The sequence below is a fragment of the Ureibacillus sinduriensis BLB-1 = JCM 15800 genome (genome assembly GCF_000772955.1).
Classification (GTDB): Bacteria; Bacillota; Bacilli; order Bacillales_A; family Planococcaceae; genus Ureibacillus; species Ureibacillus sinduriensis.
Window position 1 is genome coordinate 66,882 of the sequence record NZ_JPVO01000043.1, and the last position, 14,543, is coordinate 81,424.

Sequence of the window (14,543 nt, forward strand, 5' to 3'; positions counted from 1 at the left end):
TGGAACCACGAGCATACGCGTCGTCCCTTTCATAGGGATGGCGCTTTTTTTATTGGGAAAAGCTTGCTGTTGATGGAAACAGAGATTCACTCCATAGGGACTTTTGCCTCTTGGAAAGATGGAGTGAATCGAGAATCTAGACGCCGCAGCCAATCAATAAAATAAAGGCTTGTTCAAATGCATAAGAATATTTTTGGAAAAGGAGTAATACACATGTCAGAAATCATTCAATTAACTTTCCCGGACGGTGCCATCAAAGAATTTGAGCGTGGCATTTCAACTGCCGATGTTGCAGGATCAATCAGCCCTGGACTAAAAAAACAAGCATTGGCGGGTAAATTGAACGGTACGCTAATCGATTTGAAAACACCGATTGAAGAAAATGGCAACATTGAAATCATTACACCAAAATCAGAGGAAGCGTTGGAAATCCTTCGTCACTCCACAGCGCACTTAACTGCGCAAGCTTTAAAACGTTTATACCCTGGCATTAAATTGGGTATCGGCCCGGTAATTGAAGGTGGTTTCTACTATGATGTGGATGCATCGGAACCGATTTCGGCTGACGATTTCCCAAAAATCGAAAAAGAAATGAAAAAAATTATTGCTGAAAATATTGAAATTGAGCGTAGAGACGTTTCAAGAGATGACGCTCAAAAAATCTATGAAGAAATTAACGATGAATATAAATTGGAGCTTCTAGAAGCCATCCCGGCGGATGAGCAAGTTTCAATTTATTACCAAGGCGACTTCTTCGACCTTTGCCGAGGGATCCACGTGCCATCAACAGGTAAACTGAAAGAATTTAAATTGCTTTCTTTAGCAGGTGCTTATTGGAGAGGAAACTCCGACAATAAAATGCTGCAACGTATTTATGGGACAGCCTTCTTTACTAAAGATGATTTAAAACATCATCTTCAAATGCTTGAAGAAGCTAAAGAGCGCGATCACCGCAAAATCGGAAAAGAACTGGAATTATTCACACTTTCGCAAACTGTTGGCCAAGGGTTGCCGCTTTGGTTGCCAAATGGTGCAACAATCCGTCGTACGGTTGAGCGCTATATTGTCGATAAAGAATTGCGCTTAGGCTACAAACATGTTTACACACCTGTGCTTGGCTCAAAACGTTTATACGAGACTTCAGGGCACTGGGAACACTACCAAGAAGATATGTTCCCGCCAATGGAAATGGATAACGAAACATTGGTTCTTCGCCCAATGAACTGTCCACACCATATGATGGTTTATGCTAGCAGCATGCACTCTTACCGTGAGCTGCCGATTCGTATCGCAGAGCTTGGCACAATGCACCGTTATGAATCTTCCGGTGGTTTATCTGGTTTACAACGTGTTCGAGGCATGACTCTGAATGATGCACATATCTTCGTTCGTCCTGACCAAATCAAGGAAGAATTTAAACGTACAGTGGAATTGGTATTGGATGTTTACAAAGATTTCGAGTTAACAGACTATAAATTCCGTCTTTCATACCGTGATCCTCAAGATACAGAGAAATACTTCGATGATGATGCTATGTGGGAAAAAGCCCAAAGCATGCTGAAAGAAGCGATGGATGACCTGGGCTTGGATTATTTCGAAGCAGAGGGCGAAGCAGCATTCTATGGTCCGAAATTGGATGTTCAAGTAAAAACGGCAATCGGTAAGGAAGAGACTTTATCTACAGTTCAACTTGACTTCTTGCTGCCGGAACGTTTTGATTTATCGTATGTAGGCGAAGACGGAAAACCACATAGACCTGTTGTGATTCACCGTGGTGTCGTTTCAACAATGGAACGCTTCATTGCCTTCTTGATTGAAGAATACAAAGGGGCATTCCCGACTTGGTTGGCACCGGTACAAGTTGAAATCATCCCTGTATCAAACGAAGTTCACTTCGATTATGCAAAACAAGTGGAAGAAAAACTAGTGGCAGCAGGAATTCGTGTGGAAATGGATTATCGCGAAGAAAAACTGGGCTATAAAATCCGTGAAGCGCAAATGAAGAAAATCCCTTACATGCTTGTATTAGGGGATAAAGAAATGGAAGCTGGGGATGTGAACATCCGTCGTTACGGCTCAAAAGATTCAGAAACTATCTCTTTGGATAGCTTCTTGGAAATGATAAAAGCAGAAGCAAATAAATAAAAATTAAAAACTTGGATGAAAAGTGATTTTCATCCAAGCTTTTTTAATAAGCCGATTGATAAAAGTAGCTCCAGCCTTCTTGTATACCGGAAGCGAATGTATCTTTTGCAAAATATACATTCGGCAAATATCGATAACGTTTGATTTCATCTTGGCAGTTGCCGACAATCACTGAAGGCAATCCTAATCTCAACATGTCAACATCGTTTCCGGAATCCCCAGCCACCAGTATTCTGAAATGTTCGGGTGCAAACTTTTGCAGTGCATATTTTAAGGCTTCCCCCTTATTCGTATGAGAAGGTAAAATGTCGACATCCCTGTTCGAGCTATACATTAAATAGAAAGCTATACAGTAGAGTTTCAGCATTTCTTCAACTTCCTTAACATACCCTGGATCGTCCGGAATAGTAAATGATAATCGATAGTCGTTTGGCAACGGTTGGCGTTGTAATTTATCGTACTGCTTTGTGACACTTAAAATGAGATCTGGATTCCAGTCGGCTGATGTAATCAAACGCCACTGCTCATCTTCTTTCAATTCAGGGCCGATGTACATTGAAGCTCCCACATCACAGATTAAAATATCAGGTTTCGGCAGTTGCTGTTCCTCGATTAGTTCCAGGGCCGATGAATAATGTCTCCCTGTTAGATAGATTAAAGAGATAGGTATTTTGTGTTCTTTGAAGTATGACCATAGTTGTTCGGACTTTTCCTTGTGTCCGACTAATGTATTATCTAGATCTGTTGCTAATATTTCGTTACCTAGCAGTTTCATAAATTGTCTCCTCATAAAGGTGATTAATCTTTTTGGCGATTTGTTGCCATTTAAATTCTCTTTGTGCGAATTTACGGGCATTGTTTTTCAATTCTTTTACAAATTGCGGTCTAGAAAGCAATTGGTACATCGATTCCGTTAATTTCGCAATATTGCCTTTAGTGACATGCAACCCTGTTTTGCCAGGGATGACAATATCCTTTAAACCTCCCACTTCCGAAGCAATGACAGGGCATCCGCATGCCTGTGCTTCAGCAGCCACCATACCGAATGATTCGTAATAGGATGGGACTACGGTTGCCACTGCATTTTTGAAAAGATCTGCAAGTTCATCTTCGTTGCGTGGGCCCAAAAATTTGATTCGATCTTCCAGTCCTTTGATTTCTTGCCTCATTTTAGGGTCGTTTGGATAGAATTTATTTACATTCACACTTTGTGCTGTACCGCCTGCAATAAGCAGTTTTATGTTCTTAGGAATTTTCTTTTTCTCAACCAGTTCACGGAATGATTGAATTAATACAAAAATCCCTTTTGATTCTTCCAAACGTCCTACAAACAGGAAATAGTTTCCGAACTCAAAAGGTCTTTTATATAAGCTGTGGTAAGTATCTGAAACACCTATTGGTACAATATGAATAGTTGCGGGTGATTCAACGGTCTCAAGAATCAATTGTTTTTCATTTGGGGTTGTGGCGATAATTTGATCTACCTCTGACAGGATCTTGTCCTCATAATAAAGGCGTCTATTGTCCTTCACTCCTGTGCCTAATTGCTTTGCAATTCCTAAAGAGTGATTCGTGTGGAACCAAGGCAAGCCAAACTCTTTTTTCACTTGTAAGCCAATGACACCTGATAACCAATAATGGGTATGGAGCAGCTCGTACTCCGATATATCAATCTTGTTTTTCATTTCTTTATAAAAGCTGGGTAGCAGATTAAACAATTCATTTTTATCGACATATCCTTTTTTTCCTGCAGCTAATCGGATAACCCGGCTATTTTTCCCGAATTGTTCGATTTGGGGAGCATTTTCCAGGCACCAATGTGTTACCACATCTACTGCATATCCCATATCTTCCAAAGATAATGCCAATTGACGAACGTAATTATTTTGGCCACCCGCCTGCTTGCTGCCGAGTGGAGCTAAGGGATCACCATGATCCGAGATAAATAGTACTTTTTTTTGAAGCATACTCATACCTACCTCCGTTTTGTTGTCATTTGATGAATTTGAATTTTCAAAGTTACTTTGAAACGCTCCCCTATGTCCATCCATCCTTTTCATAAAAAGAGAAGAGAGGTTGTAAATTTTCTTCCCTTCAAACGTTTCGTTAAACATTTTTTGACAAATTAAATTAGAAATTTACAAAATCTTAAAACCCATAGAACGATGATAAATAAAAAAATGAATACTAGTTGCTTTTTAAAATAAAATGTGTTTAAATAAATTGTTGCTAAATATCAATGACAACTCTTTTAAAGCAAGATCTTAAAATCTCTTGACTTTAAGGTGAATGATTGTTATCATAGATATGGTTATGAATACATTTTATAGTTAAAGTAGAGGCTGCCCGCTTCTCACCTGAATGACGCTATTGCAGTTAACAGGTATTGACACGTTGAATTTTTTTGCGCTGACTAATGAGCGTATGAATATATAGCGGGCGGACATCTTCTTCAGAAATGTCCGTCCTTTTTTTATGGACATACTTAGGAAGTGTACCGTTCAACCGGGCATATTTGCTCTTAACTCATGTATTCCCGACACAAACCTGGAGGTGGATTCGTATTAGCAAAGACATGTATGTAAACGAAGGTATTCGCGCGCGTGAACTTCGTCTAATCGATCATAATGGTGATCAGCTAGGAGTTAAATCTCGTAACGAAGCGTTAGAAATCGCCGCTCGTGTAAACTTGGATCTTGTCCTTGTGGCCCCTCAAGCTAAGCCACCAGTCGCACGTATTATGGACTATGGTAAGTTTAAGTTTGAACAGCAAAAGAAAGATCGTGAAATTCGTAAAAATTCAAAAGTTATCAATATGAAGGAAGTACGTTTAAGCCCTACAATTGATGAACATGATTTCCAAACGAAATTGCGTAATGCCATTAAATTCCTGGAAAAGGGCGACAAAGTAAAATGTTCTATACGTTTTAAAGGTCGTGCCATTACTCACAAGGAAATTGGTCAACGCGTTCTAGATCGCTTTGCTGAAGCTTGTACCGAAGTCGCAACGGTTGAACAAAAACCGAAGATGGAAGGCAGAAGCATGTTCTTAGTTCTTCAACCAAAGAACGAGAAATAGTAAACCCTTGAATAGTTTAGGAGGAAATTCGAAATGCCAAAAATGAAAACTCACCGTGGCGCTGCGAAGCGTTTCAAAAAAACGGGCAAAGGAAAATTGAAATTTGACCGTGCGTACGGAAGTCACTTATTCGCAAACAAATCTACAAAAGCAAAACGTCACCTACGTAAAGCGAAAGTTGCTTCATCTGGGGATTTCAAACGCATCAAATCTTTATTAACTTACATGAAATAATTTTTATGTATAAATGAACGTAAATTAAACATTCGAAAGAATTAGCAGGAGGTAATTAGTATGCCACGCGTAAAAGGCGGAACAGTAACGCGCAAGCGTCGTAAAAAGGTTTTAAAATTAGCAAAAGGTTATTATGGTTCAAAACATACATTATACAAAGTTGCTAACCAAGCAGTAATGAAGTCAGGTCAATATGCATATCGTGACCGTCGTCAAAAGAAACGTGATTTCCGTAAATTATGGATCACTCGTATCAATGCAGCTGCACGTTTAAATGGTCTTTCTTACAGCCGTTTAATGCACGGTTTAAAAGTAGCAGGAATCGAAGTTAACCGTAAAATGTTGGCTGATCTTGCTGTAACTGACGCTCAAGCATTTGCTCAATTAGCAGATGCAGCTAAAGCAGCTGTAGCGAAATAATTAACTTTCCACAATTTTGTGGGTGTGCACCGAAAGCATAGCGGAAGTTGCAAAGTTAAATTCTGCACCGAAAGCTTAGCGACAGGTGCAAAAAGTACAACATCACATTTACATAATCAGATGTAAAGTGAACATATAAATAAAAAGGCTGGTAGGACTTCCTATCAGCCTTTTTATTTAAAAATGGGTTTTAATTAATACGAAATTGGACAGCGATTTTTTGAAAATCGTGTTTTCTACTATAGAAAGAAGGCATTTTCTATGGAATTAGCATTTTTAACATATGTTGGCGTAATGTCAGTCGTGCTCTGCGTTTTTATGTATATCGATAAATCACGGGCAAGAAAGCACGAATGGCGCATTTCTGAAAAATCTTTATTTACCCTGGCTATCCTTGGAGGGGCTTGTGGAGGTGTGTTAGGAATGTATTTATTCCGCCACAAAACCAAACATAACTCCTTCGCATTTGGTTTTCCGATCATTGCAGCCCTTCAGATTTTCGTTGTCGTAAGAATTTTTAACATATTCTAGATTCATATAAAACTGCCGGTTCATATTAGGATGAACGGCTTTTTTTATTGTGAAAAGGAAATAACACGCTTGAAGATTGTGTGCATCATTGGTGGATAAGCCATGGCTTTAAATTGTGGAAGAAAGGGAACAGCGCAAACGAACAATAAGCACATGTGTGTTGATCATTCAAAATCTTGCGCTAATTTTGCAGCCATTTTTGCCATTTGCAACAGATAAAATAAAAGACATGCTTGATAGAAAAGATGATGTATGGTCGAATGAATGCAATTTGGATGAAAAAAGTGAAGTATGCAAAACCTTTGTACGAACGTTTGAATGTGAATTAATAGAAGAGGAACTAGCGAAATTGATGGAAGAATCTACTCGAAGTTTATAGTTTTCTTCAAAAAAGGATTGTCGAACATACATAATTCAGGTAATGTTCGACAATCTTATTTCCTGTACAAGTTAGTCTTTATACGATGTGTGTTGCTAAGCTTTTCAGTATGAAAAAAATTAATTCGAGTTCATTTGGTCCTTCATCAGTTGTTCAATCGGGTTTTTCCAGTTGATATTGGCCAAAGGATAACTCATTTTTATTTCATTCTCCAAATAGTAAAAATCATCTTTAGTTAATCCTTGAAGCTTCATCGTATCATGGACCCAAACGAAAATAGATACTACTTCAAAAGCATTTTCCGTAGTACCTAAATATTTCTCACCTTCGAAAATGGCACCTTTATAAGAAATAAAAAAGTTTTTACGAACATTTTTCACATCATCATAAAAATAATATTCCCCTTTTTCGAATGCTTCATCTAGCTTCCGCTTAGGGTCTGTGAGGTAACGGACACCCTTGTAAAATATGTAAACGACTAATACGATAATTAGCAAACGGAAAAGTAGAAGAGCCAAGTTAAGTTCCCCCTTGTAAATACATTGTAGATTCCTTTACGATTAAGGGGGACATTAAGTTTCACTTTTATTTAGAAATTGAGGGATTTTTTTATGAAATTTTTAGAACTATTCGAGATGCAAAGAGAATTGGACGTTTTTATCGAAAAAACGCAAAATATCAACCGTGATGTATTTAAAGAAAAAGGACTTGCATTAATGATTGAATTGGCAGAGTTGGCAAACGAAACAAGATGCTTCAAATTTTGGAGTACAAAAGGTCCTTCCGAGCGTGAAGTGATACTGGAGGAGTTCGTGGATTCGATTCACTTTTTACTTTCACTAGGAAATGCCAAGGGCTTGTCTTTGGAGGAGTGGCCGGAAGTGAAAAATAAAGTGGATTTAACAGATTGGTTTTTGCAAACACAAGAAGCAATTTTAACATTTATCCAAAATCCTTCCGCGAATACTTATCGTGATGTTTGGCAATATTATGGGGTATTGGCTTTCAATTTAGACTTTACATTAGATGATATTATTCAAGCATACTTTGCAAAAAATGAAAAAAACTATGAACGCCAAAGAAATGGCTACTAAGAGATTTTATCACGACGTACTTAGTGAAATGAAAAAGTAGAAAAGAGCGAAAATTATTTCAATAACCGAAATAATAGCGGTATAATTAGGAAGAACCTATTTAGGAGGGAAAATGATGGTGCAATTAGATGATACATTGAAAATGTTAAAAGAACTAACTGATGCAAATGGTATACCAGGCAATGAAAGAGCTCCGCGTGCGGTGATGCGCAAGTATATTGAGCCTTTTGCAGATGAAATTGAACAGGATAATTTAGGTAGTTTAATCGCCAAAAAGGTTGGCGACGAAAACGGGCCAAAAATCATGATTGCCGGCCACTTAGACGAAATTGGATTCATGGTCTCGCAAATCGATGAAAAAGGATTCGTAAAGTTCCAAACAGTTGGTGGCTGGTGGAGCCATGTGATGCTTTCGCAACGTGTAACGATCACTACTCGTTCAGGTGAAGAAATCATTGGAGTTATCGGTTCAAAACCACCTCATATCCTCCCAGCCGATCAACGCAAAAAAGTTGTGGATATGAAGGAATTATTCATCGACATCGGAGCTAGTTCAAAAGAAGAAGTCGCGGAATGGGGAATTCGCCCTGGTGACATGATTACTCCTTACTTCGAATTTAATGTGATGAAAAATGAAAAAATGCTCTTGGCAAAAGCATGGGATAACCGTATCGGCTGTGCGATCGCCATCGATGTCCTAAAAGCTTTGAAGGATACAAAACATCCAAATATTGTCTATGGGGTGGGGAATGTCCAAGAAGAAGTTGGTCTTCGTGGTGCAAAAACGGCGACATTCAAGATCCAACCGGATATCGGTTTTGCAGTTGATGTAGGAGTCGCGGGTGACACACCGGGGATTACACCAAAAGAATCGACTTCAAAGTTAGGTGATGGCCCGCAGATTATTATCTTCGATGCTTCAATGGTTGGACATAAAGGTCTTCGTGATTTTGTAGTCGATGTAGCTGAGGAAAATAATATACCATATCAATTCGACTCCACACCTGGTGGGGGAACCGATGCCGGTTCAATTCACTTAACTGCAAACGGTGTCCCGGCAATGGCTATTGGTGTGGCATCACGTTATATCCATTCCCATGCCGCGATTTTACACCGTGATGATTATGAGAATACAGTAAAACTAATTGTCGAGCTTGTGAAAAAATTGGATCGTGAAACAGTAAATAAAATTATTTTTGATTAATTATGAAAGATCCGGGGAACAGAATGAATTCTGTTCCTTTTTTATTTGCTGACAGGGCAAAGTTCGCCTCTTTTTAACATAACGGTGTCCAAATAGGGAAATATGCATATATATATTAATGTTCTTGAAAATCTATTTGAATTTTTATTAGTGTAAATGAATATTGATTGGGAAAGTGCCTAATAAATCAATTTGATTATACTATTCAATTGTATAATTTAAAAAAATAAAAATATAGAAATTTAATAAAAATACACTTGATTAAATAAATATACATATGTATAATGAGTTCAACATCAATTGGAAGTTGGGGGCGAAAGCTTAAATGAAATTATTGGAAGAGGTACAGCTTAAATTAGTGTCAAGCCTTAAAGGGAAGGACCTGCTGACATTATTGGACTATACTAGTGAAGAGGTGCAGGACTTAATCAAATTAGCGACACAACTAAAAACGATTACGAAAGCAGGAAAATGTCCGAGACTGCTGGAAGGCAAAACATTAGGCATGATTTTTGAAAAACAATCAACGCGTACTCGTATTTCTTTTGAAGTGGGCATGAACCAACTTGGCGGAAAAGCGATGTTTATGCATTCCCGTGATTTGCAAATAGGGCGCGGTGAACCGATTTCAGATACAGGGCATGTTTTATCCGGCTATCTTGATGCCATTATGATACGTGCCAACTCCCATGAAATGGTGAAGGAATTGGCTGAGCACGCTTCTGTTCCAGTTATCAATGGGTTAACGGATCTCTACCATCCATGCCAGGCGTTAGCGGATTTGGAAACCATTGCCGAAAATAAAGGGGAGCTGAAAGGGCTGAAAATTGCTTACGTTGGAGACGGAAATAACGTGGCGCATTCTTTAGTTGCAGCAGCAGCTCATGTGGGAATGGATGTAGTTGTTGCAACACCATCTGGTTATGAACCAAATGAAGCGGTCATTGCAATGGCACAAAAAATTGCAAAAGAAAATGGCAGCCTTGTGACAGTAACAAATGATCCTGTCACTGCTGTCAAAGATGCCGATGCGGTATATGCGGATGTATGGACTAGTATGGGTCAAGAAGAAGAGACTGCGAAACGCTTGGTCGATTTCGAAGGCTATCAGATTAATGATGAATTAGTTGCCCATGCCAAACCTGACTATATGTTTTTACACTGCTTGCCCGCACACCGTGAAGAAGAGGTAGCCACGTCCGTAATTGACGGTCCGAACTCATACATCTTCGAGCAAGCAGAGAATAGACTTCATGCGCAGAAAGCGGTATTGGTCTCGATTTTAGCTTAAAAAGTGAAAATTATACGGGTGGTATATTTTTGCTTGTAAATATGGAAATCTGCTACGGGGGACTCGCTGTGGAGATTTCGGGTGATGCGGAGTCCATGATGGGATGAGACATCGCTACATAGGAAAAGTAACCTGGAAGATGCTGGGTTGCTTTTTTGTATTGGATAAAAAGAAAACAGCTCTTAAATAATCGATATTTTAAGAAGCTGCTTGTTGATATTGTAGCTATTCATTTATAACGATCACTTCTTCGTCAATATCCAAAAGGTGAGCGATTTTATCAGATATTGCCTCTGTAGTGGTATTTAAAGAGAGGGCAAGTTCCGAAAATAAGATACTTTGCATTGATATTAAAAGTTTGCGGTCCTGTTCAGGAAATTTCTTCCCGCCATTTTCCAACTCATTCTTTTTCACAAGAAGCGAATTAACCACAGTGGCTATTTCTTTCCGGTCGCCTTTTTTTGCAATCAGTGAATAGCCTTGGCTACGTTGATTGCCTTTTTCGATCCATTCAATCCCGGGTTGTGTAAACAAATTTAAAATTTCTTCAGCTTCTTCTTTAGCCATAAGTGTTGAAATCGTTTTATTATCAACAGGAGTACTGATTTCTAATTTTTCGTTATTGAGCGGATGCAGTACATAGTACGTTTTCGTCACACCAGAAAAAGTTTTTTCACTGATGGCATCTATTTGGCATAATCCATGAGAAGAATAAATAATTGTATCTCCAATATTGAACATTGTTTCGCCCCCATGTACTTTTTTGTCAACTAGGTTGACTACTTTATTATACTTTACTAAAGGAAAAATGTCAACTTAGTTGACAAATGATGCATGTTTGAGTATATTATTGACGAAAATGTGAAACAAGGAATGGTTGAAATGGAACAATTAGATTTGTTTGATCTTATTAGTGAGCGGCACGGTACGATCAGAAGAATGCTAGAAGAAAAATGGAATGAGATGAGCGATATATCCATTTCAAATTCCGAATGGTATATTATGTCAAAGGTGAATAAGAATCAACCGACAATATCAATGGTTGCCAAAAATGTACAAATATCACGGCAAGCCGCCCATAAGTTTATAAAAAAATTAGAATCAAAGGGGCTGGTCGAAGTCGTACCAGGTAGTAATAACCGCGATAAATGCATTCAATTAACGAACCTTGGACAAATATGTGTCGATAAATATATTGTGCTAAAAAGAACGATCGAATCGAAAATATCCGAAAAGATAGACATTGAACAATTAAAAACGATATTGAAAAGTGATTGGGGAATTTAATGTAGAAGGCTGCCAAGACATGATAATCAAGCCAGCCTTATCGACATTTCCTTAGTTTTGAAAAGCTTTTGAAAGTTTTTCAGTAAATTGCTGCTGTTCATCTGGTGAGGATGTATTCCACCATTTTTCTAGAAATACACCAAGACCAGGCAATAAGTGCTCGTCTCCGCGCTCAATTGCATCCTCTACCGTATCACGGAATTCTGCAGCACTATCACCTTGAACATTTGATGTAATGGCTTGTCTAATTTGAAAATTCACTACAATCGCCTCCTTAATGACTAGTCTGCTACACAAAGCGTAAAGTATACATAGTAAATAAAGAATAAGATGCAAAAAAGAGGTGCCTCTGGTCGAGACACCTCTATTGATTGTTAGAAAAAGTGCATATAACCACTTAAATTCCCAACTATCCATCGTGGAAGGGATCACAAACATTTTACCGAACTGTTAAGTTTGAAATAGTCATCAGCTGAAGATCATTTTTTACACTGACCGACTTTTCATGTAAAATTAGGCAATAGAATGATAAGAAAAGGCGGTAAACGTACTATTATGAAACGAATCGAATCAGCACAGAATGCGTTGGTCAAGCATTGGAAAAAGCTTGTTACGACTAGGAAAGAAAGAGAAAAATCAGGAGAGTTTATTGTAGAGGGCTTTCATTTAGTCGAGGAAGCACTAAAGAATAAAGAACAAATCGTGCAAATTATCGTTCGAGAAGGTGTGGATTTACCATTGCTTTGGGATATCGATAATGTGGCGATGGTAGAAATAACGGGTTCGATTGCGACGGAACTAGCGGAAACGGAAAACTCCCAAGGCGTTTTTGCGCACTGCAAGCAATCGGAAAAGGGAGCAGATGCTGCTTCGAGCTGGAGAAAATTATTGCTTGTCGATGCAGTGCAGGACCCTGGAAATATAGGGACAATGATCCGTACGGCAGATGCTGCTGGTATTGACGCAGTGGTTTTGGGGAAAGGCTGTGCGGATGCATACAATCCAAAGACATTGAGGTCTGCTCAAGGTTCCCATTTCCATATCCCAATCGTTCGTGGTGACTTAATCGACTGGATCGAAGAGTTAAAAGAACGTGATGTGAAAGTCTACGGAACTGCCCTACAAGAGGCGGTCGTGTATACAGAAGTTGAAACTTCCGGAAGTTTTGCTTTGATTGTAGGGAATGAAGGAAGCGGCATTCATCCACAGTTATTGGATAAGACGGATCAAAATGTTATTATCCCGATTATGGGACAAGCTGAATCTTTAAATGTAGCTGTAGCAACGGGGATATTACTGTATCAATTCGCTAGAAGAACATAAAAAACATTGCAATACTTGAAACGTTTTCTGTTTTGCCGTAAAATAATGGAGAATTAATTAATCAAATAACTATTTAAATGCGTTAATAGCGGGAAGAGTAGATAGTGAAAGACTTTTCAGGGAGCATAAGCCATAGACTGAAAGCTTATGTATGGTCGAAAATATCGAAGTTCACCCCGCAAGCAGCTTCCGGGAGCAGTTTTGTGAAAGGAATGCCGGCCAATCGAGTCGTTATGTCAATGAAGTGATTGCAATTTTTGACTGCAATAACTAGGGTGGTACCGCGAAACTAGTCCTCGTCCCTTTTATAGGGGCGAGGTTTTTTGTGTTTCAAAAAAGGTGGGAGGTTTATGGGAATCGGTTCGCTCATAAATAGGTGAAATCCGCTCGTAAACAAGAGGATTTCGCCCATAAAGAGTAACAATGCGCCCGTAAAGTGACAAAAAATGCCCGTAAACGAACAGAACTTAAACAAAACCAAAAAACCAAAGCGATTTCCAATAAGGAGGGTATACACGTGGAACAACAATTAAAGCAATTAGAACAAGAAGCGTTAGCAAAGCTGCAAGCGGCTTCTAACTTAAAAGAGTTAAATGACGTTCGTGTTGCGTATTTAGGAAAGAAAGGGCCGATTACGGACTTGTTAAAAGGAATGGGGAAATTATCTCCTGAAGAACGTCCGAAAATGGGGGCGCTTGTAAACACAGTGAGGGAAAATGTCACAGCTCAGCTGGAAGAAAAAGTGGCTGTACTGGAGGAGCAAGCGATTTATGAGCAATTGGAGAAAGAGTCGATCGATCTCACTTTACCGGGTCGTAAAGTCCGTCAAGGAAATCGCCATCCTTTAACTCGTGTTATTGAAGAGATTGAAGATTTATTTGTTTCGATGGGCTATGAGATTGCAGAAGGTCCTGAGGTTGAGAAAGATTACTACAATTTCGAAGCATTGAATTTACCAAAAGGTCACCCGGCCCGCGATATGCAGGATACGTTCTATATTACGGAAGAAACACTTTTACGGACGCACACTTCACCGGTTCAGGCACGTACAATGGAGCTTAAAAAAGGTGAACCGATCCGTATTATTTGCCCAGGGAAAGTATTCCGCCGCGATAATGATGATGCGACACATTCACACCAATTCATGCAAATTGAAGGGCTTGTGATTGGCGAAAACATTCGCATGAGTGATCTGAAAGGAACACTCGATGCTTTGGCGAAAAAAATGTTCGGTGACGATCGTGAAATTCGTTTGCGCCCAAGTTTCTTCCCATTCACCGAGCCTTCTGTAGAAATGGATATCTCTTGCTTTAAATGTGGGGGGAACGGCTGCAACGTCTGCAAGCATACAGGCTGGATTGAAATTTTAGGTGCGGGTATGGTCCACCCGAATGTATTGGAAATGGCTGGCTATGATTCGAAGAAAGTTTCAGGCTTTGCATTTGGTATTGGGGCGGAGCGTATCGCTATGTTGAAATACGGAGTGGATGATATTCGTCATTTCTATACAAATGACAGTCGTTTCTTATCACAATTCCATAGAACAGAAAGGTAAG

The 14,543-nt window shown here is 39.1% G+C and carries 17 protein-coding genes and 1 other annotated feature; of the genes, 12 read left to right on the top strand and 5 right to left on the bottom strand.

The genetic code is table 11. The features are described from left to right. The first annotated feature begins 213 nt into the window (after positions 1-213). A complete protein-coding gene (gene thrS / locus CD33_RS04845) occupies positions 214-2,145 on the top strand; it encodes a threonine--tRNA ligase (RefSeq protein ID WP_036198709.1) in 1,932 nt (643 codons plus the stop codon). A 43-nt stretch (positions 2,146-2,188) separates the two neighbouring features. On the opposite strand, the gene CD33_RS04850 is transcribed toward thrS, so the two are convergent. Next, positions 2,189-2,920, bottom strand: coding sequence for an HAD-IIB family hydrolase (locus CD33_RS04850; protein ID WP_036198710.1), 732 nt, complete (start codon positions 2,918-2,920; stop codon positions 2,189-2,191). After that, positions 2,904-4,112 (bottom strand): glycosyltransferase, encoded by a 1,209-nt coding sequence (locus tag CD33_RS04855; protein WP_052130011.1) that lies wholly within the window; start codon positions 4,110-4,112, stop codon positions 2,904-2,906. The genes CD33_RS04850 and CD33_RS04855 overlap by 17 nt, the downstream gene beginning before the upstream one ends. Before the next feature lie 608 nt (positions 4,113-4,720). Between CD33_RS04855 and infC the strand changes: the two genes are divergently transcribed. From infC to CD33_RS04880, 5 genes are all read left to right on the top strand, one after another. After that, complete coding sequence (gene infC, locus CD33_RS04860) at positions 4,721-5,224, top strand: translation initiation factor IF-3 (protein ID WP_036198712.1); 504 nt, start codon at positions 4,721-4,723, stop codon at positions 5,222-5,224. 33 nt (positions 5,225-5,257) lie between these two features. Beyond that, complete coding sequence (rpmI, locus tag CD33_RS04865; RefSeq protein WP_036198714.1) at positions 5,258-5,458, top strand: 50S ribosomal protein L35; 201 nt, start codon at positions 5,258-5,260, stop codon at positions 5,456-5,458. 60 nt (positions 5,459-5,518) lie between these two features. After that, a complete protein-coding gene (gene rplT, locus CD33_RS04870; RefSeq protein ID WP_036198715.1) occupies positions 5,519-5,878 on the top strand; it encodes a 50S ribosomal protein L20 in 360 nt (119 codons plus the stop codon). 261 nt (positions 5,879-6,139) lie between these two features. Then, a complete protein-coding gene (locus CD33_RS04875; protein ID WP_036198717.1) occupies positions 6,140-6,409 on the top strand; it encodes a DUF1294 domain-containing protein in 270 nt (89 codons plus the stop codon). A gap of 115 nt (positions 6,410-6,524) precedes the next feature. After that, complete coding sequence (locus CD33_RS04880; RefSeq protein ID WP_036198719.1) at positions 6,525-6,788, top strand: hypothetical protein; 264 nt, start codon at positions 6,525-6,527, stop codon at positions 6,786-6,788. A gap of 119 nt (positions 6,789-6,907) precedes the next feature. Here the strand turns inward: CD33_RS04880 and CD33_RS04885 are convergent, their stop codons facing one another. Continuing rightward, on the bottom strand, positions 6,908-7,306 hold the full coding sequence (locus CD33_RS04885) for a hypothetical protein (RefSeq protein ID WP_036198721.1): 399 nt from the start codon (positions 7,304-7,306) through the stop codon (positions 6,908-6,910). Between the two features lie 93 nt (positions 7,307-7,399). Between CD33_RS04885 and CD33_RS04890 the strand changes: the two genes are divergently transcribed. From CD33_RS04890 to argF, 3 genes are all read left to right on the top strand, one after another. Next, complete coding sequence (locus CD33_RS04890; RefSeq protein WP_036198723.1) at positions 7,400-7,882, top strand: dUTP diphosphatase; 483 nt, start codon at positions 7,400-7,402, stop codon at positions 7,880-7,882. 115 nt (positions 7,883-7,997) lie between these two features. Beyond that, positions 7,998-9,086, top strand: a complete 1,089-nt coding sequence (locus CD33_RS04895) for a M42 family metallopeptidase (RefSeq protein WP_036198725.1) — start codon at positions 7,998-8,000, stop codon at positions 9,084-9,086. A gap of 325 nt (positions 9,087-9,411) precedes the next feature. After that, a complete protein-coding gene (argF, locus tag CD33_RS04900; protein ID WP_036198726.1) occupies positions 9,412-10,377 on the top strand; it encodes an ornithine carbamoyltransferase in 966 nt (321 codons plus the stop codon). 225 nt (positions 10,378-10,602) lie between these two features. Here argF and CD33_RS04905 read toward each other — a convergent pair whose 3' ends face one another. Beyond that, complete coding sequence (locus CD33_RS04905) at positions 10,603-11,118, bottom strand: CarD family transcriptional regulator (RefSeq protein WP_036198728.1); 516 nt, start codon at positions 11,116-11,118, stop codon at positions 10,603-10,605. A gap of 93 nt (positions 11,119-11,211) precedes the next feature. On the opposite strand from CD33_RS04905, the gene CD33_RS04910 reads away from it, so the two are divergent. Beyond that, a complete protein-coding gene (locus tag CD33_RS04910; RefSeq protein WP_235863384.1) occupies positions 11,212-11,664 on the top strand; it encodes a MarR family winged helix-turn-helix transcriptional regulator in 453 nt (150 codons plus the stop codon). A gap of 51 nt (positions 11,665-11,715) precedes the next feature. Here CD33_RS04910 and sspI read toward each other — a convergent pair whose 3' ends face one another. Beyond that, positions 11,716-11,925 (bottom strand): small acid-soluble spore protein SspI, encoded by a 210-nt coding sequence (gene sspI / locus CD33_RS04915; RefSeq protein ID WP_036198730.1) that lies wholly within the window; start codon positions 11,923-11,925, stop codon positions 11,716-11,718. 294 nt (positions 11,926-12,219) lie between these two features. On the opposite strand from sspI, the gene CD33_RS04920 reads away from it, so the two are divergent. Both CD33_RS04920 and pheS read left to right on the top strand, forming a co-directional pair. After that, on the top strand, positions 12,220-12,987 hold the full coding sequence (locus CD33_RS04920) for a TrmH family RNA methyltransferase (RefSeq protein ID WP_036198732.1): 768 nt from the start codon (positions 12,220-12,222) through the stop codon (positions 12,985-12,987). A gap of 73 nt (positions 12,988-13,060) precedes the next feature. Then, positions 13,061-13,294: a binding site (T-box leader), on the top strand. A 210-nt stretch (positions 13,295-13,504) separates the two neighbouring features. Beyond that, positions 13,505-14,542 (top strand): phenylalanine--tRNA ligase subunit alpha, encoded by a 1,038-nt coding sequence (gene pheS, locus CD33_RS04925; RefSeq protein ID WP_036198733.1) that lies wholly within the window; start codon positions 13,505-13,507, stop codon positions 14,540-14,542. The last annotated feature ends 1 nt before the right edge of the window (position 14,543 follow it).